Consider the following 21,530-nt stretch of genomic DNA (forward strand, 5'->3'; position numbering starts at 1 on the left):
CGGTGTTGAGCGTGTCCGGCCGGCGGCCGGACACAGGCTTGTGAATTGGGCGAATGCGCCTAGGGGAGAGTAACGACTGCTGCGGCGTACACGAGACCCGCCCCGAACCCGATGATCAGGGCCAGGTCCCCGCTGTGGGCCTCACCGCTCTCCAGCATGCGTTCCATCGCCAGCGGGATGGAGGCCGCGGAAGTGTTGCCGGTCTCGGCGATGTCGCGGGCGACGGGTACCGACTCCGGCAGCTTGAGCGCCTTGATCATGGCATCCGTGATCCGCATGTTGGCCTGGTGGGGGATGAACGCGCCGAGCTGGTCGGCGGTGATCCCGGCGGCGTCCAGCGCCTGCTGGGCCACCTTGGCCATCTCCCAGACCGCCCAGCGGAAGACCGGCTGGCCGTCCATCCTCAGGGCCGGCCACTTGGTCTCCTCGCCCGCGCCGTTGATCGCGTCGGACTTGGCGAAGGCGGTGTCCCAGGCCTGGGTCTGGGTGATGAGGTCGGCCTGCGAGCCGTCCGAGCCCCAGATCAGCTTGCCGATGCCGGGGGTGTCCGACGGGCCGACGATCGCGGCGCCGGCGCCGTCACCGAAGATGAAGGCGGTGGAGCGGTCCGACTGGTCGGTCAGGTCGCTGAGCCGCTCGACGCCGATGACCAGCACGTAGTCGGCGTTGCCGCCGCGGATCATGCCGTCGGCCAGGCCAAGGCCGTAGCCGAAGCCGGCACAGGCGGCCGAGATGTCGAAGGCCGGGGCGTTGCCGCAGCCGAGCCGCTCGGAGATCTCGGTGGCGATCGCGGGGGTCTGCTTGAGGTGCGAGACGGTCGAGACGATCACGCCGCCGATCTGCTCGGCGGAGATCCCGGCCTGGGCGATGGCCTTGCCGGCCGCCTGGACCGACATCTCGGCGACGGACTCCTCCGGGCCGGCCCAGCGGCGCTCGGCGATCCCGCTGCGGGTGCGGATCCACTCGTCCGAGGAGTCGATCCACTCCAGGACCTCGGAGTTGGGGATCACCCGGACCGGGCGGTAGCCGCCGACGCCGAGGATGCGCGAGTACTGCGCGCCGCTCACCGGACGGATCTGGGGCTTGGTCATGCCTGGGTCTCCTGCTCCTGACCGCCGTGCTCCGCAACGAGCTCGCGGGCCTTGTCCAGATCGGCGGGGGTCTTGAGGGCGAGCGTGGCCACACCCTTGAGGTTGCGCTTGAGCAGCCCCGTGAGGGTGCCGGCGGGGGACAGCTCGATCACGGCCGTCGCACCCAGCTGCCCGAGGGTCTCCATGCAGAGGTCCCAGCGGACGGGGTTGGAGACCTGCGAGACCAGGCGCGCGAGCACCTCGGCACCGGTGTCCACGACCGCGCCGTCCCTGTTGGAGACGTAGCGGACCAGCGGGTCGGCCGCGGTCAGCGTCGGGGCCAGCTGGGCCAGCCGCTCGACGCCCGGGGCCATGTGCTCGGTGTGGAAGGCGCCGGCCACCTTGAGGGCGATCAGCTTGGCGCGGGCCGGCGGGTCCGCCTTCAGCGCCTCCAGCTGGTCCAGCGTGCCGGCGGCGACGATCTGGCCGCCGCCGTTGTTGTTGGCCGCGGTCAGACCGTGCTCGGCCAGCTTCGCCGCGACCTCCTCCGGCTCGCCGCCGAGCACGGCGAGCATGCCGGTCTCGGTGACGGCGGCGGCCTCGGCCATGGCCCGGCCGCGCTCACGCACGAAGGTCAGCGCGTCGTGGGCGCCGAGCACCCCGGCGCCGGCGGCGGCGGTGATCTCACCGACGCTGTGACCGGCCACGGCGCCGACCAGCTTGCGGGCGGCGTCCTCGTCCGGGAACAGCTCCCGGGCGGTCACCAGACCTGCCGCGACCAGCAGCGGCTGGGCGACGGCGGTGTCCTTGATCTCCTCGGCGGACGCCTCGGTACCGGCGTGCACCAGGTCGAGCCCGGCGACCTCCGACCAGCCGCGCAGGCGGTCGGCGACGCCGTCGAGCTCCAGCCAGGGGCTGAGGAAACCGGGGGACTGAGCACCCTGTCCAGGGGCGACGATTACGAGCACGGTTCAACCCTCTCTCGCCAGGCGCCCAGGGGCGGGTAGGCGACGGTAACGAAGAAAACCATCCCTGATTGTGCGGTTCCTACACTCCGGCTCAGCCGGGCTCCCCGACGGCGCCCAACCGGCCGAGGGCCAGTGCGATCCGCAGGGTGAACGCCGAACGTACGTCGGAGGGGGCGTACCCCGTGACGTCAGTCACACGTCGCAGCCGGTAGCGCACCGTGTTGGGGTGGACAAAGAGCATCCGGGCCGCGCCCTCCAGCGAGGAGGCCTGCTCCAGGTAGACGCTCAGGGTCTCCAGCAGGGCGGACCCGGCCTCGTCCAGCGGTGTGTAGATCTCCTCCACCAGCTGACGGCGCGCGGCCTGGTCGCCGGCCAGCGCCCGCTCGGGCAGCAGGTCGTCGGCCAGCACCGGGCGGGGGGCGTCCGGCCAGGCGGCGCAGGCCCGCAGGCCGGCCGCGGCGGCGTGGGCCGAGCGGGTCGCGGAGAGCAGGTCGGGCACGGTCGGGCCGACCACCACCGGGCCCGGCGCGAACTGGCCGATCAGCGCCCGGGCCGCGTGCACCGGCTCCTTCTCGCCGCCGACCACGACCACCAGGCGCTTGCCCAGCACCCCGGTCAGCACGTTCAGCTTGGCGTACCGGGCGGCCCGGCGGATCGCCTCGACCACCAGCTCGCTGTCGCCGTCCGGCGCGCTGCCCATCACCACCCGGACCTGGCTGGGCTGGCCCCAGCCGAGTGCGGCGGCGCGGGAGAGCACGCCCTCGTCGGCGTCGCCGGACAGCAGCGAGTTGACCACCAGTGCCTCCAGCCGGGCGTCCCAGGCGCCGCGTGCCTCGGCGGCCTGGGCGTACACCTGGGCGGTCGCGAAGGCGATCTCCCGGGCGTAGACCAGCACCGACTCGCGCATGTCCGCCTCGTCGCCGGGGGCGGCCACCTCCTCGATGGCCTCCTCCATCACCTCGATCGTGGTGCGGATCAGCTCGACGGTCTGGCGCAGGGTGATCGCCCTGGTCAGTTCGCGCGGAGCGGTGCCGAAGACGTCGGTGGAGATCGCCTGGGCGGTGTCGGGGTGGCGGTACCACTCGGTGAAGGCGGCGATGCCGGCCTGGGCCACCAGGCCGATCCAGGAGCGGTGCTCCGGCGGCATCCGCCGGTACCAGCCGAGCTGGTCGTCCATCCGCGAGATCGCGGCGGTGGCCAGCTTGCCGGAGGACTTCTCCAGCCGCTTGAGCGTCGCCGCCCGGCGCTCGGCGCGTTCGGCGGCGTTTCTGCGCTCCTGGGCGGTCAGGCGGGGCGCCGCACGGCCGGGGCGGTCACGGGCCGACCGGGGGGCCGGGCCCTTTCCGGCGGGGTCGGGTGCGGGGCTGGGACTGGGTTCGCTCTTGGAGTTCGCGGAGGCGGCTGGCACAAGGACAAGACTGCCTCACGCGAGTGACTGCTCGTGCACACCCCCCCGGCACGGTGGCGCGGTGGCAGGAGTCACACCGCGGGCCCAGCCACTACGGTGGGGGCGTGACCGAAGCCCCCGACCGCCCCCGTGCCGACCTGCGCCGCACCGCCGAGCGCTACCGCTCCGTCCCGGCCGAGGGCGTCGAGACCAGGCACGCGTTCTCCTTCTCCGGCCACTACGACCCGAAGAACACCCACTTCGGGGCGCTGCTCGCGTGCAACGAGGAACTCCTCGCCCCCGGCGCCGGATTCGAGGAGCACAAGCACCGCGACACCGAGATCCTCACCTGGGTGCTGGAGGGCGCGCTCGCCCACCGCGATTCTTACGGCCACAGCGGGGTGGTCCGACCCGGGATGGTCCAGCACCTCAGCGCCGGTTCCGGGGTCAGCCACACCGAGCGCAACGTCGGCGGCGCCACCGGGCCGGTCCGCTTCGTCCAGATGTGGCTCCAGCCGGACGAGTTCGACGCGCCCCCCGCCTACGGCCTGCGCAAGGTGGAACCGGCGGACGGCGGGTTGACGCTGCTCGCCTCCGGGCTGGAGCGCGACGCCGGGACGGACGCCCTGCGGCTGCGCCGCGGCGACGCCGCGCTCTGGCTGGCCACCGCCGGGCCGTGGCAGCCGCTGCCGCTACTGCCCGGGGCGCCCTGGCGGTACGCCCACCTGACCGCCGGCTCGCTGGGCTACCGGACCGTCCCGGGGCCCAAGGGCGGCGGCCGCTCGATGGTTCCGGGCGACAGTGTGCGGATCACCGGCGAGGCCTTCGCCGACCCGGCGGCGGGGGAGACCGGCGCCGAACTCCTGCTCTGGGAGATGCACTCGCCGGTCTCCTACGGTTAGCGGCTCAGCGCTTCGGGAGTTCTTCGAGCACCGCGTCGGAGAAGGCCGGCCAGGCCTCGACCGCCCACGGCCCGAAGTCCCGGTCGGTGAGCGCGACGCAGGCGGCGCCGGCCCGCGGGTCGACCCACAGGAAGGTGCCGGACTGGCCGAAGTGCCCGAAGGTTCCGGGGGAGTTGGCGGCGCCGGTCCAGTGCGGGCTCTTGCCGTCGCGGATCTCGAAGCCGAGGCCCCAGTCGTTCGGGCGCTGGTGGCCGTAGCCGGGCAGCACGCCGCCGGCGCCGGGGAAGGCGACCTCGCGGGTGGCCTGCCGGAGCGTGGACGGGTCCAGCAGCTTGGGTGCCTGCAGCTCGGCGGCGAACCGGGCGAGGTCGGCGACGGTGGACAGGCCGCCGGCGCCGGCCGGGGACTTGTGCGCGGTGTTGATCAGGGTGTCCGTCATGCCCAGCGGCTCGAACACCGCCTCGGCGGCGTAGCGGGAGAACTCGATCCCGGCGGCCTCGGACAGCGTCCGGGCCAGCACGTCGAAGCCCGCGTTGGAGTAGAGCCGGCGGTTGCCGGGCTCGGCGAACACCCGGTGCTCGTCGAAGCCCAGTCCGGAGGTGTGCGCGAGCAGGTGGCGGACGGTCGAGCCGGCCGGACCGGCCGGGTCGTCCAGCTCGAACACGCCCTCCTCGACGGCGACCAGCGCCGCGTACGAGGTGAGCAGCTTGGTCACCGAGGCGAGCGGGAACAGGTGCTGCTGCGGCCCGTGCGCGCCCAGGACCGCGCCGTCCGCCCCCCGGACCACCGCCGCCGCGGCATGGGGCACCGGCCAGTTCTCGATCATCCGCAAGCTCTCCATGGGATCCGACTGTAGTCGCCGGGAAATTCCGCGGAGAAGGTGGTGGTGGAGCCACCCGGGTGTCGGGCTTGCTTGGAGTGCACTCCAACTCGGTAGCGTCGTTCACGTCGTACAGGACAGGGGGAAAACGAGCGATGGCCGCACCCGCACGCATCGAGATCGACCTGCGCAGCTGCTCCGAGGTGTTCAGCCGCCCCGTCGGGGATCCGGACCCGAGGCCGAGGCACACCATCAGCGAGGTCGCCGCGGCGAGCGGGCTGACCACCCACACCCTGCGCTGGTACGAGCGGATCGGTCTGCTGGACCCGGTCGACCGGGCGGCGGGCGGCCAGCGCCGCTACTCCGACGCCGATCTGCACCGGCTGGCCTTCCTGGGCCGGCTGCGGCTGACCGGCATGTCGGTGGCGGACATGCTCAAGTACGTGGACATGGCCCGCCAGGGCGAGCAGACCTACGGGGAGCGGCGGCTGCTCCTGGAGGCCCAGCGCGAGGAGGTCCGACAGCGGATCGTGGACCTCCGGGCCACCCTCGCCGTCCTCGACTACAAGATCGATCTCTATGCCGGGAAGGTCGCCGGTGGCGCCGGAATCCCGGCCAAGTGCCAGAACATCCATGGAGAGGAAGAGCAGAGCGCATGACTCAGACCGTCCTTCCCGCCGTCGAACTCGGCACCGGCGGCCCGCTGGTGGGCGTCCAGGGCCTCGGCTGCATGGGCATGAGCGAGTTCTACGGCCCCACCGACACCGGCGAGGCGCTCGCCACCCTGGACGCCGCGCTGGCGACCGGTGTCACCCTCTTCGACACCGCCGACATGTACGGCTCCGGCCGCAACGAGGAGCTGATCGGCCCCTTCGTCCGGGCCAACCGGGACCAGGTGGTGCTCGCCACCAAGTTCTCCATCGTGCGCTCCGAGGAGGACGGCGCGGTCCGCGGCATCAGCAACGACCCGGCGTACATCCGGACCGCGGTGGACGCCTCGCTGCGCCGCCTCGGCACGGACGTGATCGACCTGTACTACATGCACCGCCGCGACCCGGCCGTGCCGCTGGCCGACTCGGTCGGTGCCATGGCCGAGCTGGTGCGGGCCGGCAAGGTGCGCCACCTCGGCCTGTCCGAGGTGACCGGGGCGGAGCTGCGCGAGGCGCACGCGATCCACCCGATCGCCGCGCTCCAGTCCGAGTGGTCGGTGTTCGCCCGCGACGTCGAGCGCACGGCGGTCCCGGCCGCGGCGGAGCTGGGCGTCGCCTTCGTGCCGTACTCGCCGCTCGGGCGGGGCTTCCTGACCGGCGCCTTCCAGGACGCCAAGGAGCTCTCGGCGGACGACTACCGCCGTTCCCACCCGCGCTACACCGGCGACAACGCGGCCGCCAACGGCGAACTGCTGGACCCGCTGCGGAAGATCGCGGCGGCCCGCGGCGTGACGCTCGCCCAGGTCGCACTGGCCTGGGTGCACCAGCGGGCCGAGGTGCACGGGCTGGCCGTCGTGCCGATCCCGGGCACCCGCAGGCGCGGCCGGCTCGCCGAGAACACCGCGGCGGCGACGCTGCGGCTGACCGCCGAGGAGCTGGCGCTGCTGGAGCCGGTGGCCGGCCGGGTGGCGGGGAACCGCTACGCGGACATGAGCTCCACCTCGGCGGCGCGCGAGTAGCGGGACCGGCGGCCCGGGGGGTGCCGGTGCGGGCCCCCCGGGCCGCCGGGCCGGTGCCGGGTTGATACCGGACCGCCCATCCAGGCGGCCAGCCGGGTGTGCACGTCGGCGTCCTCGGCGACCGGCCGGACGGCGGCGAACGGGACCCCCGGCACCCGCTGTTCGGCCGGCAGCACGAACTCGGCGACGGCCAGCGCGGTCCGCGCCAGGTCGTCGTCCAGGGCGAAGCCGTTGCCGAGGCTCCCGGCGATGTCCCCGGAGTGGGTCACCAGCTCCATCAGGTAGCCGGCCACCGCCGCCGCGCCGGGCACCTCGCCCCAGGGGGCGACGGTCGGGCGGCCGAGCTTGGCGTCGTCCGCCCAGGCGGCGGTGACCCGGGCGCGGGCCCGGCCCAGCGCGGCCGGCCAGCCCTCGTCCGAGGGGTCCTCGACGGCGGCCACGACGTCCTCGGCGCGGCCGCCCTCGCCCATGTACGCGAACCGGTGGATGCCGCCGACCACGTGGTTCAGCAGCTGACGCAGGGTGAACTCGGTACAGGGGGTGGGCCGGTCGAGGTCGGCCGGGGTGATCGTGGCGAACAGCTTCTCCAGCTGGTCGAGGGCGGTCAGGTACTGCGGGCGGGCATCCTGGACGGCGGTCATCGGCGCTCAACTCCCTGGTGTCGGGTGGTCTTTCGGGCTCGGAACGCAATTTCCCAGTAAAACCTGACAACTGCCGTCAGGATTACTGGGATTCTTGGGGCATGAAGGCCGACCGCCTGCTCTCGATCCTGCTGCTGCTCCAGACCCGCGGCCGGGTGTCCGCCACCGAACTCGCCGAGCGGCTGGAGGTGTCCGTCCGCACCATCTACCGCGACGTCGAGTCGCTCTCCGCCGCCGGGGTGCCGGTGTTCACCGAGCGCGGGCGGCACGGCGGCATCGGCCTGCTGCCCGGCTACCGCACCGACGTCACGGGCCTGACCGCGGACGAGGCCAGGGCGCTGTTCGTGCTCTCCGCCCAGGGCGCGCACAGCGACCTCGGGCTGGACGGGGCGCTCGGTTCGGCGCTGCGCAAGGTGATGGCGGCGCTGCCGGCCCCGCACCGGCCGGCCGCCGAGCGGATCAGCGAGCGGATCCTGGTCGACCCGGCCCGCTGGATGCAGACCCCCGGCGCGGTCGGCCCCGCCGCCGGGCCGGACCTCGGCGAGCTGCAGTACGCCGTCTTCGCCGACCGGCGGCTGCGGCTGCGCTACCGGCACGGCGGCACGCCCGCGCCGGTGGAGTACACCGTCGACCCGTACGGGCTGGTGAGCAAGGCGGCGGTCTGGTACCTGGTGGCCGATCTGCACGGCGAGCCGAGGCTGTTCCGGGCCGACCGGGTGCTGGCCGCCGACACCACCGAGGAGACGGTGCGGCGCCGGGCCGGGGTCGGGCTCGGTGACGTTTGGGCGGTGCTGCGCGAGCAGGTGGAGCGGCTGCCGAAGGACCTGCCGGTGCGGGTGCGGGTCCGGCGCGGACGGCTGGACATGTTCCTGCGCATCCACGGCGGCCGGGTCACCGCGCCGCCGCCGGAGGCGGGCGCCGGGCCGCCCGAGGAGTGGGCCGAGGTGGCGATGGCCTTCCCGGCCCCGGCGGCCGTCCGGTCGCTGCTGGCCTTCGGCGCGGACGTCGAGGTGCTGGTCCCGCCGGCCGCCCGGCGCGAGCTGGCCAGGGCGGCGGCGGACGCCCTGCGGCTGTACCAGGACCAGCCGTCCTGAGCCCCCGGGGGCGGGCCTCAGGAGCCGGGGTTGGCCCGGACCACGTCCTGGTAGCGGCCGAGCGAGATCGCCGCGAAGTTGCGCAGGCTGTCGGTGCCCTCGGTGAAGTAGCCGTTGTGGCCGGCCGCGCGGGCCGAGGAGATCTGCTCGGAGCCGAAGCCGCTCGCCGCCGGGTCGGCACCGTGGCCGAGTCCGCCGACCTCCAGGAACGGCACGTTGCCGATCCAGTCGCTGGGGTTGCGGGTGGCCCAGACGTGCACGCCGGCGCCCAGTTCGGTGGTGCTCTGCACGCCCATGCCGGGGCTGCCGAAGACCACCAGGTCGGTGATGCCGGAGGTGTCGGACGGTGAGGACGCCGCGCGCGGGATCTCCGGGGCGGCGGTGCCGCAGACCACCGAGCCGTACGAGTGGCAGAGCAGCGACGGCGGCGCATCCGGCCGGGTGGTCTCCTTCAGCCCGGAGAGCAACCGCTCCAGCCGGGGGGCGGCGACGTCGGCGAGCCGGGAGGTGGCGGCGTCCGGGCCGAGGCCGGAGGGGGTGACGTAGCCGGTCCAGGAGATCACGGCGGTCCGGGTGTTCGGCGCCTGGCGCCGTTCCTCGGCGTAGAGGGCGCGGGCCATGCCGGCCGGGGAGCGCAGCGGCTCGGCGGCCTGGTCGTGGTGGCCGAGGTCGGCGTCCGAGCCGGGGACGAGCACGGAGATCCGCTCGGCGTCGGCGAGGTCGCCCCACACCTCACTGACCAGGCCGCGGCCGCGCGGGTCGAAGGCCAGGACCTGCCGGTCGGGGGCGAGCAGGTGCTCGACGTCGTTGGCGCGGGAGACGGCCAGCGCGCGGGTGTCGGAGTCCAGTTCGCGGTCGGCGGCGCGGGCCAGGGCCCGGTCGCGCTCGGCGGCCAGGGCGATCCTGTTGGCGCGGTAGCGCAGGTCCAGCGGGGCGCCGTCGTAGTTGCCGACGACCAGCGGGTACTGCTGGATCAGCCGGTCCAGTTCGGTGGGCGCGAGTGAGGCGAAGAACGCCGCGGCGGCGGCCGGGGTGGTGGTGGCCGGGTCGGGCAGGGAGTGGCCGAAGGAGTGGTCCTGGACCCAGGCGGCGCTGCCGGCCGGAGGCGTGGAGATCGCCAGCTGTTCGGAGGAGACCGCGGCCGCGGCGGCGGCGCCTCCGGCGTCGGCGAGCACCGCGCAGCCGGCGAACGCCCCGATCAGTACCCGCTTCCAGCGCCGACGGTTGCGCACCGCACCAACTCCCTTGGGGCCCGTCACCGTTTCGCGGGCGGTGCCCGGAGGGTGCGATAGCTCTGCTGACTTCCCTGCGCAAGCCTAGGGGGCCCGAAGGGAGGACGGGAACGCCTAAACTGTGGGATGGATCACATGAACCCGGGGTGTCCGCGCTACGTCTCCCAGTGGTTCGGACGGTGGCCCGTGCGGCCGTTCGACAGGGCCCCGTTCAGGCGTCGAACTCGCGTACCAGGCGCTTCGGCGCCGTCCGCCGCCAGGCCTCGGTGACGAGGTCGTGCAGCTCGTCCCGGTCCACCAGGTCCAGCCGGACGCTCACCCAGCCGTGCCGTCCGACGTACGGGGCGGAGGAGAACACCTCGGGTTCGGCGGCGAGCAGTTCGGCCTGGTCCTCGGGGGAGGCCTTGACGGTGACCCGGTCCCCGTCGGGCGCGCCCATCGCGAAGATCCGGCCGCGGACCCGCAGCGTCTCGATGTCCCAGGTCGGCTCCTGGGCGGCTTCCGGCAGGGCCAGCGCCATCGTGCGGAACTCGTCGAACGTCACCATGGCGGCAGGGTAGGGCAGGACACCGACAGCGCGCCGCAGGGGCGCGGACCGATCGGCCCGCGCCCCTGCGGCACGCCGTGCTCCGCCGCCCGGAGCGGCCCGCACCCGGTGGGCCGTCACACCACGCCCAGCGCGTACGCCGCGAAGAGCGCCGCCGCGGCGCCGGCCACCGCCTTGCCGCCCCGGGAGAAGGCCGTCCACGGGCCGTCGAACCGGCGGGTGAACCATCCGAGCGCCACCAGCACGGCGGCGAACAGCGGCAGCAGCGCCAGCCTGGCGGCCACCCAGCCGAGCGAGTCCGGCGCGGTGGTCAGCCCCGGGACGGCGCCCAGGCCGGCCGCGCCCGGCACGGCGACCGCGAGCATCGCGCTCTGGTGCCAGCAGAAGATGGTCATCGCCGACAGGTTGACCACCACGACCGGCAGCCAGAGCAGCGGACGCCGTGTCAGCAGCCGGCCCAGCCGCTCCCGCAGCAGCACCGCGGCGCCGCACTGGAACGCCGCCAGGGCGAGCACCAGCAGGGACGGCGGGTGCGAGTTGGTGCGCTCGGCCCCGGGCACGCCGACCATGCTGGCCGGGTAGTGGAAGACCAGCAGCAGCGCGGCGAACAGCGCGCCGCCGCCGAGCAGCAGCAACCGGGCCGCCGGGCGGCCGAGCCGGCCCTGCGCCCAGAGCACGCCCAGCTGGTAGCCGAACAGCCAGCCCGGCAGGATGTTCAGCAGCGCGACCCAGGACGGCACCGCCCCGGCCCACGGCCCGTAGCGCAGCAGGTCGACGGCGGCGACCGAGGCCACCAGCAGGCCCGCCGACCAGCCGCCCAGCCGGCGCCCGGCGGCCACGCAGAGCGGGGTGAGCGCGGTCAGCCCCAGGTAGACCCCGATGTACCAGAGCGGCTGCACCACCAGGGTGGCACCGGTGCGCAGGGTGTCCGCGGGGACGCCGAGCGCGGGCAGCAGCGGGATCAGCGCCGCCCAGACGGCCGTCACCCCGAGCACCGGGCGCAGCAGCCGGACGGTACGGGCCCGCAGCCAGCCGCCGTACGTCACGCCCCTGGCCCGGGCCCGCTCCAGTGAGCGGACCGAGGAGTGGCCGCCGACCAGGAAGAACACCCCGAGCATCTGGAGCACCCAGCTGAGCGGGGCGAAGAAGCCGAGGGTGGAGAGCGGGCTGGTGTTGTGCAGGGCGCCGTCGGGGGAGCGGGTGAGGCCGCCGAGCATCCAGTGGCCGACCGGTACGGCGAGCAGGGCGAGGGCGCGCAGCCCGTCCAGGGCGCGGTCGCGGTGGGCCGGGGTCTTCGCGTCGACCCGCGCGGCGGCGCGGCGCAGCGCGGTGAGCGGCCGGGGCGTGCGGGGCCGGGGGGTGCGGGGCTCCGCGGTGCGGGGCCGGGGGGCGAGGGTGCTGGCCATGGTGGTGCTCCTTCCGGTGCGGGCGGTCAGGCGCGGCCGAGCGCGACGGCGGCGTAGGCGGCGAGGGAGGCGGTGCCGGGGGCGAAGTAGCCGTCGTGGCCGCGGGATCCGGTGGCGGGCAGCGGGCGGGCGCCGAAGCCGGGGGCGGTCGGGTCGGCGCCGTGGCCGAGGCCGAACAGCCGGACGTTGGGCACGTCGCCGATCCAGTCGGAGTCGTTGCGGGCGGTGGCCCAGAGCGGGACGCCCGGGTCGAGGTCGGCGGCCGAGCCGATGCCCATGCCGGGCGAGCCGAGCACCACCACGCCGGAGGCCTGCGCGGGGGTGGGGCGGGCCAGGCCGCAGACGACCGAGCCGTAGCTGTGGCAGAACACGGTGGGCGGGGCCTGCGGGCGGGTGGTGACGGCGAGTCCGTCGAGCAGCCGGGTGAGGCGGGGGGCGCCGGCCCGGGCCAGGTCCTCGGTGGCGGCGTCCGGGCCGAGGCCGAGCGGGGTGGTGTAGCCGGCCCAGGCGATCACGGCGGTCCGCCCGTCGGTGGCGTCCAGGAGCGCGCGGGCCATGCCGGCGGGGGTGCCGTACGGGCCGGACGTGCGGTCGAAGCGGAGCAGGTCGATGTCCGAGCCGGGGACGATCACGGCGGTGCGGCGGGCGGTGGCGAGGTCGCCGTACACCTCGGCGACCTGGCCGCGGCCGCGCGGGTCGAAGGCGAGGATCCGCCGGCCGCCGTCCAGCAGGGCGCGGTAGCGCTCGGCGCGGGTGCGGGCGGCCTCGTGGTCCTGCGGGGTGAGGGCGGGGTCGGTGGCCCGGGCGAGTTCGCGGGTGCGCTCGGCGGTCAGGGCCAGGGCGTTGGCCCGGTAGCGGAGGGCGACCGGGGCGCCGTCCAGGTTGCCGACCACCAGCGGGTGCCGGACGGCCAGGGCGTCCTGCGCGGCCGGGGTCAGCTCGGCGAAGAACGCGGCGATGCCGGCCGGGGTGGTGGTGGCCGGGTCGGGCAGCCGCCGGCCGAGCGAGGAGTCGGCCGTCCAGGCGGCGCTGCCGGGCGGCGGGCCGGTGACCGGGGTCTGGGTGTCGGCGGCCCAGCCGCCCGCGCCGAGTACGACCGCCAGCGCCACCGCGGTGGCGGCGATCGCCCGTCCGGCCCGAAACCTGCGCATGTCCTTGCCCTCCCTCGTCCGTTCGGCCGCCGAATCCGTTCGGCGTCCGATGGGGAGGAAGGTAGGAACGCGACGGCCCCGCGGACGTCACACCGCGGGGCCAACTCCCGGGTGCTACCCGGGTATCAGAGGGGTCAGCCGCTACTGACCCGGGGTCACCAGGCCGGACTCGTAGGCCAGGACGACCGCCTGGGCGCGGTCGCGCAGGCCGAGCTTGGCGAGGATGCGCCCGATGTGCGTCTTGACGGTCTGCTCGGCGAGCACCAGCTTGGCGGCTATCTCCTGGTTGGACAGGCCGCGGGCGATCAGCTCCAGCACTTCGGTCTCGCGCGGGGTCAGGCCGTTGAGCCGCACCTTGGGGTCGTGGCGCTTGGCCGGGCGGGTGCGGGCGAAGTCCTCGATCAGCCGGCGGGTCACCGAGGGGGCGAGGAGCGCCTCGCCGGCCGCGACCACCCGGACCGCGGCGATCAGGTCGGCCGGCGGGGCGTCCTTGAGCAGGAAGCCGCTGGCCCCGGCGCGCAGCGCCTCGTACACGTAGTCGTCCACGTCGAAGGTGGTCAGCATCAGCACCTTGGGCCGGTGGGCGCCCGGCACGGCCGGGTCGAGCAGCCGCCGGGCCGCCTCCAGGCCGTCCATGACGGGCATCCGGACGTCCATCAGCACCAGGTCCGGGTGGGTGCGGCCGTTGACCTCCAGGGCCTGGGCGCCGTCCGCCGCGTCCCCCACCACGTCGATGTCGCTCTGGGCGTTGAGCAGGGCCGCGAAGCCCGCGCGCACCATGGCCTGGTCGTCGACGATGATCACGCGGATGGTCATGCGGTGGTCTCCCGGGGGGTGTCTGGACGGTCGAGGGGCAGGACGGCGGCCACCTTGAAGCCGCCGTCCGGCAGCGGGCCGGTGTCCAGCCTGCCATCGACCAGCCGGACGCGTTCACGCATTCCGACCAGCCCCTGCCCGGTGCCCTCGGCCGAGGCCTCCAGCGACTCGGTGTGCTCCGGTGGGGGCGCGTTGACCACCGTCACCAGCAGCGCCGGGCCGTCCGCGGTCAGCGACACCCAGGTCCGCGCGCCGGGGGCGTGCCGCACCACGTTGGCCAGCGCCTCCTGCACGATCCGGTACGTGGACAGGCCGACGGCCTGCGGCACCAGGTCCACCAGGTCCGGCTCCACCGTCAGCTCGGCCGGCACCCCGGCCCGGCCCACCGTCTCGACCAGCTGGGCGAGTTGGCCGACCCCGGGCTGCGGTGCCTTCTCCCCGCCGGACTCCTCGCTGCGCAGCACGCCGAGCAGTCGGCGCATCTCGGCCAGCGACTCGCGGGCGGTGCCGGCTATCGCGGTGAACTCCTCGGCGGCCTCGTCCGGCACCCCGGTGATCCGGTACGGCGCGCTGGCCGCCTGCACCGCGATGACCGACATGTGGTGCGCCACCACGTCGTGCAACTCCCGTGCGATCCGGGCGCGTTCCTCCAGCAGGGTGCGGCGTTCGCGTTCGGCCTCGCTGATGTGCTCCTGCTCGGTGAGCAGCCGGCGGGCCACGGCGCGGTCCCGGACGGCCCAGCCGAGCAGCAGCGCGGCGCCGCTGAGTGCGATCAGCAGCACGGTGGTGCCGTCGCCGGAGCGGGGCAGGCCGAGGGTGGTGGTGAGCGCGGTGAGCAGGACGGTGGCCACCCAGACCGAGACCACGGTGGCCCGGCTCTCCCGCAGCGCGAGCGCGAGCAGCAGGAAGACGTAGGCGATGATCATCGGGGCCGTCCACGGCCAACTGCCCATCAGCTGGTGGTGGCGGGCGGTGATACTGGCGGTGGCGACCATGGCGGCGGCGCTGATCCACCAGGCGGTCAGCGGCCGGGTGACGGCGAGGAACAGCGGCGTGGTCTGGGCGATGGTGAGCGCGGCGGCCACCGGCAGCACCAGGTCGTAGAAACTGACCAGGTTGGCGATCCCGGTGGGGATCAGCGAGCCCTGCAGGGCGATCACGACGATGTACGGCAGTCGGCGCACCCAGCGCCGCCGGGAGTCGCCGAGCAGCGGGGTCTCGTCCTCGCTCGGGGTGGTCAGGTGGTGCCGCAGGGCGCGCAGTTGGCGCAGTGCGAACGCGCGGGCGTCGGCTTTGGTGGGCGTTTTCATCGTGGGCCAGCCTAGGAGGGCGGGCCGTGCGGGTCGTCGCACTGGAGCGCGAACTTCCGCGGGGCTACCGGGGTACCGGGTGATACCCCGGTATGACCCGGGTGCGGCGCCGGGTGCTACGCGGGGCTGCGCCAGTGGCCGGCCAGGGCCGGGCCGAGCTGGTCGAAGTAGCGCTCGATCACCGCGACCATGCCCTCGGGGCCGGCCGGTGCGTGCTCGGCGCTCCAGGACAGGTGGGCCGCGCGCAGCAGGCTGCCGAAGACGGCGGCGAGCACGGCGGGGCGCAGGTCCTCGGCCGGGTCCAGGCCCTCGCGTTCGGCGAGCACCTGGACCACCAGGCGCTCCTGTTCGGTGACCCGGCGCAGGTGGGCGGCGAGCAGCGGGGGCGTCTCCTCGATCATCCGCATGAGCTCCAGGGCGCTGTGGATCGAACCGGGGCCGGCGGACTCCTCGCTGCCGAGGTCGCGCCAGGCCTTGACGATCGCGGCGCGCAGGGCCTGGAGCGGGGCCTCCTCGGCCGGGCGGTGGCGCAGGCACTCGATGAAGTAGTCCTCGGCCACGGCCATCACGGCGAGCGCGACCTCGTCCTTGTTGGCGAAGTAGCGGAAGAAGGTGCGCTGGGAGACGTCGACGGCGGAGGCGATCTCGTCGACGGTCGTGTGGGCGAAGCCCTGCCTGAGGAAGAGCAGGTGGGCGGCCTGGATCAGGGCGTAGCGGGTCTGCTGCTTCTTGCGCTCGCGCAGGCCCGGCGCGCGTTCGGGGCCCGCCGGGGTGCCGGTGGTGCGGGGGGTGTGAGCGGCCATGGCGGGGGCCTTCCGGAGCGCTGGGGTGTGGCGGGTGGGACCACAACTTTAGCGCTCTGACAAATGGCAGTGATGGTCAGAAGTCACTGTTTGCCGAATGTCAGAGGCTGACATAATCTGCCGGGGTGGCGCCCGTCGGGCCGGGGCACCTGTGGGGACGGGTGGGCCGGGGCGCCACGCCCATGTCCCGCACCGAGCCACGCCCCCGGAGGGCCCAGATGAGTCAGTCCGTCGTGAAGAACTCCGAGGCGGACGCGCCGCCGAACCCACCGTCGGGGGGCGGTCTCAAGGGACACCCCTGGCTGACCCTGCTGACCGTCGCGGTCGGCGTCATGATGGTCGCGCTGGACGGCACGATCGTCGCCATCGCCAACCCGGTGATCCAGGAGAAGCTGCACGCGGCGCCCTCCGAGATCCAGTGGGTCACCAGTGGCTACCTGCTGGCCCTGGCGGTCTTCCTGATCACCGCCGGCAAGATCGGTGACCGCTTCGGCCACAAGTCCACCTTCCTGGTCGGCGCGGCGGGCTTCGCCGTCACCTCGGCCGCGATCGGCTTCGCCGGCAACATCCAGACCGTGATCGCCTTCCGGGTGCTCCAGGGCCTGTTCGGCGCGCTGCTCCAGCCGGCCGCGCTGGGCCTGCTGCGCGGGGCCTTCCCGGCCGAGAAGCTCAACATGGCGATCGGCATCTGGGGCGGCGTGATCGGCGCCTCCACCGCGGCCGGACCGATCGTCGGCGGCCTGCTGGTCGAGCACGTCAACTGGGAATCGGTGTTCTTCATCAACATCCCGGTCGGCCTGGTCGCGCTGGCGCTGGGCGTGTGGATCCTCAAGGACGTCCGGGCCGAGAACGCCGCCAAGTCCTTCGACCTGCCCGGCATCGCGCTGCTCTCGGTGGGCATGTTCGCGCTGGTCTTCGGCATCATCAAGGCCCCCGAGTGGGGCTGGGGCGACGGGCGGACACTGCTGTTCCTGATCGGCGCGGTGGTCCTGATGGTGCTGTTCGCGCTCTGGCAGGGCAAGGCCCGCGAGCCGCTGATCCCGCTCGGCCTGTTCCGCTCGGTGCCGCTGTCGGCGGGCGTCCTGCTGATGGTGCTGATGGCCTTCGCGTTCTTCGGTGCGATCTTCTTCGTGACCTTCTACCTCCAGAACGTGCACGGGATGAAGCCGGTCGAGGCCGGCGTCCACCTGCTGCCGATGACCGGCATGATGATCATCGGCTCGCCGCTGGCCGGCCTGGCGATCGGCAAGCTGGGCCCGCGCATCCCGATCGTGGCCGGCATGCTGATCACCACCACCGCGATGTTCGGCATGTCCACCCTGGACACCGGCTCCGGCAACGGCGTGATGTCGCTCTGGTTCGTCCTGATGGGCCTGGGCATCAGCCCGGTCATGGTCGGCGCCACCGAGGTGATCGTCGGCAACGCCCCGCTGGAGCTGTCCGGCGTGGCCGGCGGCCTCCAGCAGGCCGCGATGCAGGTCGGCGGCAGCCTCGGCACCGCGGTGCTGGGCGCGCTGATGGCCGCCAAGGTCGGCGACGTCCTGCCGGGCAACTGGGCCAAGGCCGGTCTGCCGCCGGTGGAGGGCGAGGCGGGCGAGGGCCTCAAGCAGGCCGCCCAGCTGGGCATCGCCCCGCCGGCCCCGGCCGGCACCCCGCAGCAGGCGGTGGACGCGATGGCCGGCGCCGTCCACGAGTCCTTCGTCAGCGGCATGTCGCTGGCCTTCGCGGTGGCCGCCGTGGTGGCCTTCGGCGCCGCCGTGCTCGGCCTGCTCACCCGCCGCGGCGCCACCGACGCGGGCCCGGCCGTGCACATCTGACCGGCCCCGCCGCGCCACGGCCCCGGACTCGTCGGAGTCCGGGGCCGTCGTGCTGTTCCGGGGACCGAACGGAGGGCCGCGCCACGGCGAACGCCGAAGGGCCGGACCCCCGACGGGAGTCCGGCCCCTCAGTGCCTACGGGCTGATCAGGCCTCGCCGCCGGCGGCACCCGGGTCGGCCGCGGCCACGTCCAGCAGCTGGTAGCGGTCGATCGCGTCCTTCAGCGCCGAGCGGTCGATCTTGCCCTGCTTGGCGAGCTCGGTGAGCACCCCCAGGACGACCGACTGCGCGTCGATGTGGAAGAAGCGACGGGCCGCGCCACGGGTGTCGGCGAAGCCGAAGCCGTCGGCGCCCAGCGACTGGTACTGACCCGGCACCCAGCGGGCGATCTGGTCCGGCACCGCGCGCATCCAGTCGGACACCGCGACGACCGGGCCCTCGGCGCCCTGGAGCTTCTGGGTGACGTACGGCACGCGCTGCTGCTCCTCGGGGTGCAGCAGGTTGAACTCCTCGGCCTCCACCGCGTCGCGGCGCAGCTCGTTCCAGGAGGTCGCGGACCAGACGTCGGCCTTGACGTTCCACTCCTCGGCGAGGATGCGCTGGGCCTCCAGGGCCCACGGCACGGCCACGCCGGAGGCGAGGATCTGGGCAGGGATCTGGCCGGCGGTGCCCGGCGCGTACTTGTGCAGACCCTTGAGGATGCCCTCGACGTCCACGTTCTCGGGCTCGGCCGGCATCTTGATCGGCTCGTTGTAGACGGTCATGTAGTAGAACACGTCCTCGCCGTGCGGGTGCTCGGCGCTGGAGCCGTACATCCGCCGCAGACCGTCCTGGACGATGTGCGCGATCTCGAAGCCGTACGCCGGGTCGTACGCGACGACACCCGGGTTGGTCGAGGCCAGCAGGTGCGAGTGGCCGTCGGCGTGCTGCAGGCCCTCACCGGTCAGCGTGGTGCGGCCGGCGGTGGCGCCGATCACGAAGCCGCGGGCCAGCTGGTCGGCCATCTGCCAGAACTGGTCGCCGGTGCGCTGGAACCCGAACATCGAGTAGAAGACGTACACCGGGATCAGCGGCTCGCCGTGGGTGGCGTAGGACGAGCCGGCGGCGATCAGCGAGGCGGTGCAGCCCGCCTCGGAGATGCCGTCGTGCAGCATCTGGCCGGTCGGCGACTCCTTGTAGGCGAGGAGGAGGTCCCGGTCGACCGACTCGTAGGTCTGGCCGAGCGGGTTGTAGATCTTCGCCGACGGGAAGAGCGAGTCCATGCCGAAGGTGCGGTACTCGTCCGGCGCGATCGGCACGAAGCGGTTGCCGATGCCCTTGTCCCGCATGAGGTCCTTGAGCACCCGGACGAACGCCATGGTGGTGGCGATGGTCTGGTTGCCGGAACCCTTCTTGACCGCCTTGTACGCGTCGTCGCCGGGCAGCTCCAGCTTCCGCGGGCGGACCTTGCGGGTCGGCACGTAGCCGCCCAGCTCCTCCCGGCGGTCGTGCATGTACTGGATCTCCTCCGAGTCGCGACCCGGGTGGTAGTAGGGCGGGTAGCCCTCCTCCAGCTGCTTGTCGGTGATCGGCAGGTGCAGCCGGTCGCGGAAGCGCTTCAGGTCCTCGACCGTCAGCTTCTTCATCTGGTGGGTGGCGTTGCGGCCCTCGAAGTTGGGGCCCAGCGTCCAGCCCTTGACCGTCTGGGCGAGGATGACCGTCGGCTGGCCCTTGTGCTCGCGGGCCGCCTTGAACGCCGCGTAGATCTTCTTGTGGTCGTGGCCGCCGCGACCCAGGTGCTGGATCTGCTGGTCGGTCATGTTCTCGACCATGGCGCGCAGGCGCAGGTCGCCGCCGAAGAAGTGCTCGCGGATGTACTGGCCGGTCTCGGTGGCGTAGGTCTGGAACTGGCCGTCCACCGTGGTGTTCAGCTTGTTGACCAGGACGCCGTCGCGGTCCTGCGCGAGCAGCGGGTCCCAGCTGCGGTCCCAGACCAGCTTGATCACGTTCCAGCCGGCGCCCCGGAACTGGGACTCCAGCTCCTGGATGATCTTGCCGTTGCCGCGGACCGGGCCGTCCAGGCGCTGCAGGTTGCAGTTGACCACGAAGGTCAGGTTGTCCAGGCCCTCGCGGGCGGCCAGCGACAGCTGGCCGAGCGACTCGGGCTCGTCCATCTCGCCGTCGCCGAGGAAGGCGTAGACCTGCGAGTCGGAGGTGTCCTTGATCCCGCGGTGCTCCAGGTAGCGGTTCATCCGGGCCTGGTAGATCGCGCCGAGCGGGCCGAGGCCCATCGAGACGGTCGGGAACTCCCAGAAGTCCGGCATCAGCCGCGGGTGCGGGTAGCTGGAGAGGCCGTACGGGGCCTTCGACTTCTCCTGGCGGAACGCGTCGAGCTGCTGCTCGGTGAGCCGGTCCAGCAGGAAGGCGCGGGCGTAGATGCCGGGGGAGGCGTGGCCCTGGAAGAAGACCTGGTCGCCGGACTCGCCCTCGCCGTCCTTGCCGCGGAAGAAGTAGTTGAAGCCGACGTCGTACAGAGACGCGGAGGAGGCGAAGGTGGCGATGTGGCCACCGACGCCGATGCCCGGGCGCTGCGCCCGGGAGACCATGACGGCCGCGTTCCACCGGGTCGCGTTGAGGATCTTCCGCTCGATCTCCTCGTTGCCGGGGAAGAACGGTTCGTCCTTGGTCGCGATGGTGTTGACGTAGTCCGTGCTGCGCATCTCGGGCACGGCGACACGCTTCTCGCGGGCGCGCTCGATCAGCCGCAGCATCAGGTAACGGGCACGCTCACGCCCCCGCTCGTCGATGGCCGCATCGAGCGACTCCAGCCATTCCGCGGTCTCCTCGGGATCGAAGTCCGGGACCTGACTCGGAAGGCCGCCAATGATGATCGGGTTGCGATCGGATCCGGAAGCCACGCTGTTCCTTCACTGTCGGTCGAAACTGAGGTGTGTCGCGCCGCCTCCATCGTGCTACCGCGCTCGGAGATCCGTCATCTCTACCGATCGGTAACCGGTCCGCCCGGCGGGCGGCCCGGTCTGGCGGCGTGCGGTGCGGGCGTCTTCGTCCGCTCCGCACACCCCCGGGTGTTACGAAAAGAGGTGGTCCGACCTGGTGTCCCGTCCGCCCGATGGCGGGCGGCCGGGGTGAGGGCCAACAGGAGACTCTACGCCCGCGCACGCGCGGACCCGAATGCCGTTCGCATCTCGGGCGTGCGTACGGCCTGTGGGCCGGGACCACCCGAAGCATCCTTGGACCATGCAGAAAAGGGCAAATCGGTGTGATTCCCGCCACCTCGCGCGGCGTGTCCCCCTGCGACACGTCAACCTTTGGAGGGGATCGGGGGTCGGGTACTTGCGCGAACCGCCGCGCCCGTGTGGACTACGGCCACAGCCTCGGCATGGATGCCGGGCCGAATACTGGAGGTTATTCCCGTGAGCGCGACCGCGGACCCCGCGGACAAGTCCAACCCGGCGACCCGTCTCGGCTTCGAAGAGGGCCAGATCATCCAGGAGCTGGGGTACGACGACGACACTGACCAGGAGCTCCGCGAGGGAATCGAGGAGCTCATCGGGACGGATCTCGTCGACGAGGACTACGACGACGTCGCCGACGCCGTTCTGCTGTGGCACCGCGACGACGACGGGGACCTCACCGACGCCCTCGTCGACGCGCTGGAGTACCTCGCTGAAGGCGGCCTGATCTGGCTGATGACGCCCAAGACCGGGCGGGACGGCCACATCGAGGCCTCCGACATCAGCGACGCGGCCAAGACCGCGGGCCTCTCCCAGACCAGCTCGATCAACATCGTCAAGGACTGGGCGGCCACCAGGCTCGCGACCAAGTCCACGGCGAAGGGCGCCAAGCGCTGAGTGGTCTCTGAAGCACATCGGGCGGGCCCCGCCGGAGGAATCCCTC

19 protein-coding genes are annotated in these 21,530 nt (G+C 73.3%); 6 read left to right on the forward strand and 13 right to left on the reverse strand.

Annotated elements, in window-relative coordinates:
• Positions 1-59: 59 nt before the first annotated feature.
• The 3 genes from ACWGKU_RS05270 to ACWGKU_RS05280 form a co-directional block, all read right to left on the reverse strand.
• A complete protein-coding gene (locus ACWGKU_RS05270) occupies positions 60-1,091 on the reverse strand; it encodes a beta-ketoacyl-ACP synthase III (protein WP_359913083.1) in 1,032 nt (343 codons plus the stop codon).
• Complete coding sequence (locus ACWGKU_RS05275) at positions 1,088-2,038, reverse strand: ACP S-malonyltransferase (protein ID WP_380630654.1); 951 nt, start codon at positions 2,036-2,038, stop codon at positions 1,088-1,090. The genes ACWGKU_RS05270 and ACWGKU_RS05275 overlap by 4 nt, the downstream gene beginning before the upstream one ends.
• Positions 2,039-2,129: 91 nt before the next feature.
• Positions 2,130-3,326 (reverse strand): PucR family transcriptional regulator, encoded by a 1,197-nt coding sequence (locus ACWGKU_RS05280; RefSeq protein WP_359913095.1) that lies wholly within the window; start codon positions 3,324-3,326, stop codon positions 2,130-2,132.
• 224 nt (positions 3,327-3,550) lie between these two features.
• Between ACWGKU_RS05280 and ACWGKU_RS05285 the strand changes: the two genes are divergently transcribed.
• Complete coding sequence (locus ACWGKU_RS05285; RefSeq protein ID WP_452177040.1) at positions 3,551-4,327, forward strand: pirin family protein; 777 nt, start codon at positions 3,551-3,553, stop codon at positions 4,325-4,327.
• A gap of 4 nt (positions 4,328-4,331) precedes the next feature.
• Here ACWGKU_RS05285 and ACWGKU_RS05290 read toward each other — a convergent pair whose 3' ends face one another.
• Positions 4,332-5,168 (reverse strand): serine hydrolase domain-containing protein, encoded by an 837-nt coding sequence (locus tag ACWGKU_RS05290; protein ID WP_452177039.1) that lies wholly within the window; start codon positions 5,166-5,168, stop codon positions 4,332-4,334.
• A 134-nt stretch (positions 5,169-5,302) separates the two neighbouring features.
• On the opposite strand from ACWGKU_RS05290, the gene ACWGKU_RS05295 reads away from it, so the two are divergent.
• Both ACWGKU_RS05295 and ACWGKU_RS05300 read left to right on the forward strand, forming a co-directional pair.
• A complete protein-coding gene (locus tag ACWGKU_RS05295) occupies positions 5,303-5,806 on the forward strand; it encodes a MerR family transcriptional regulator (RefSeq protein WP_452177038.1) in 504 nt (167 codons plus the stop codon).
• Positions 5,803-6,816 carry an aldo/keto reductase gene (locus ACWGKU_RS05300; protein ID WP_452177037.1) on the forward strand — a complete coding sequence of 338 codons (1,014 nt, stop codon included), beginning with the start codon at positions 5,803-5,805 and terminating at the stop codon, positions 6,814-6,816. Before ACWGKU_RS05295 ends, ACWGKU_RS05300 begins: the two co-directional genes overlap by 4 nt.
• Here the strand turns inward: ACWGKU_RS05300 and ACWGKU_RS05305 are convergent.
• Positions 6,777-7,457 carry a TIGR03086 family metal-binding protein gene (locus ACWGKU_RS05305; RefSeq protein WP_452191346.1) on the reverse strand — a complete coding sequence of 227 codons (681 nt, stop codon included), beginning with the start codon at positions 7,455-7,457 and terminating at the stop codon, positions 6,777-6,779. The genes ACWGKU_RS05300 and ACWGKU_RS05305 overlap by 40 nt on opposite strands.
• Positions 7,458-7,558: 101 nt before the next feature.
• On the opposite strand from ACWGKU_RS05305, the gene ACWGKU_RS05310 reads away from it, so the two are divergent.
• Positions 7,559-8,551, forward strand: a complete 993-nt coding sequence (locus ACWGKU_RS05310) for a helix-turn-helix transcriptional regulator (RefSeq protein WP_401055964.1) — start codon at positions 7,559-7,561, stop codon at positions 8,549-8,551.
• A 17-nt stretch (positions 8,552-8,568) separates the two neighbouring features.
• On the opposite strand, the gene ACWGKU_RS05315 is transcribed toward ACWGKU_RS05310, so the two are convergent.
• The 7 genes from ACWGKU_RS05315 to ACWGKU_RS05345 form a co-directional block, all read right to left on the reverse strand.
• Complete coding sequence (locus ACWGKU_RS05315) at positions 8,569-9,783, reverse strand: alpha/beta hydrolase (protein ID WP_452180678.1); 1,215 nt, start codon at positions 9,781-9,783, stop codon at positions 8,569-8,571.
• A 211-nt stretch (positions 9,784-9,994) separates the two neighbouring features.
• On the reverse strand, positions 9,995-10,330 hold the full coding sequence (locus ACWGKU_RS05320) for an MmcQ/YjbR family DNA-binding protein (protein ID WP_380358825.1): 336 nt from the start codon (positions 10,328-10,330) through the stop codon (positions 9,995-9,997).
• A gap of 116 nt (positions 10,331-10,446) precedes the next feature.
• Positions 10,447-11,736 carry an acyltransferase family protein gene (locus ACWGKU_RS05325; RefSeq protein WP_452180677.1) on the reverse strand — a complete coding sequence of 430 codons (1,290 nt, stop codon included), beginning with the start codon at positions 11,734-11,736 and terminating at the stop codon, positions 10,447-10,449.
• 26 nt (positions 11,737-11,762) lie between these two features.
• Positions 11,763-12,887 carry an alpha/beta hydrolase gene (locus tag ACWGKU_RS05330; RefSeq protein WP_452180676.1) on the reverse strand — a complete coding sequence of 375 codons (1,125 nt, stop codon included), beginning with the start codon at positions 12,885-12,887 and terminating at the stop codon, positions 11,763-11,765.
• Between the two features lie 141 nt (positions 12,888-13,028).
• Positions 13,029-13,703 carry a response regulator transcription factor gene (locus ACWGKU_RS05335; RefSeq protein ID WP_359913052.1) on the reverse strand — a complete coding sequence of 225 codons (675 nt, stop codon included), beginning with the start codon at positions 13,701-13,703 and terminating at the stop codon, positions 13,029-13,031.
• Entirely contained in the window at positions 13,700-15,013 is a 1,314-nt protein-coding gene (locus ACWGKU_RS05340) for a sensor histidine kinase (protein WP_401055547.1), read from the reverse strand. Before ACWGKU_RS05340 ends, ACWGKU_RS05335 begins: the two co-directional genes overlap by 4 nt.
• 116 nt (positions 15,014-15,129) lie before the next feature.
• Positions 15,130-15,816, reverse strand: coding sequence for a TetR/AcrR family transcriptional regulator (locus ACWGKU_RS05345; protein ID WP_452180675.1), 687 nt, complete (start codon positions 15,814-15,816; stop codon positions 15,130-15,132).
• Positions 15,817-16,034: 218 nt separating this feature from the next.
• On the opposite strand from ACWGKU_RS05345, the gene ACWGKU_RS05350 reads away from it, so the two are divergent.
• Complete coding sequence (locus ACWGKU_RS05350) at positions 16,035-17,633, forward strand: MFS transporter (protein ID WP_452180674.1); 1,599 nt, start codon at positions 16,035-16,037, stop codon at positions 17,631-17,633.
• A 146-nt stretch (positions 17,634-17,779) separates the two neighbouring features.
• Here ACWGKU_RS05350 and aceE read toward each other — a convergent pair whose 3' ends face one another.
• Positions 17,780-20,530, reverse strand: coding sequence for a pyruvate dehydrogenase (acetyl-transferring), homodimeric type (aceE, locus tag ACWGKU_RS05355; RefSeq protein ID WP_359913040.1), 2,751 nt, complete (start codon positions 20,528-20,530; stop codon positions 17,780-17,782).
• Between the two features lie 516 nt (positions 20,531-21,046).
• Between aceE and ACWGKU_RS05360 the strand changes: the two genes are divergently transcribed.
• Positions 21,047-21,484: a DUF3052 domain-containing protein gene (locus tag ACWGKU_RS05360; RefSeq protein ID WP_359913037.1), complete on the forward strand. Its 438-nt coding sequence runs from the start codon at positions 21,047-21,049 to the stop codon at positions 21,482-21,484.
• Positions 21,485-21,530: the final 46 nt, after the last annotated feature.

The sequence above is a fragment of the Kitasatospora sp. NPDC054768 genome (genome assembly GCF_053612025.1).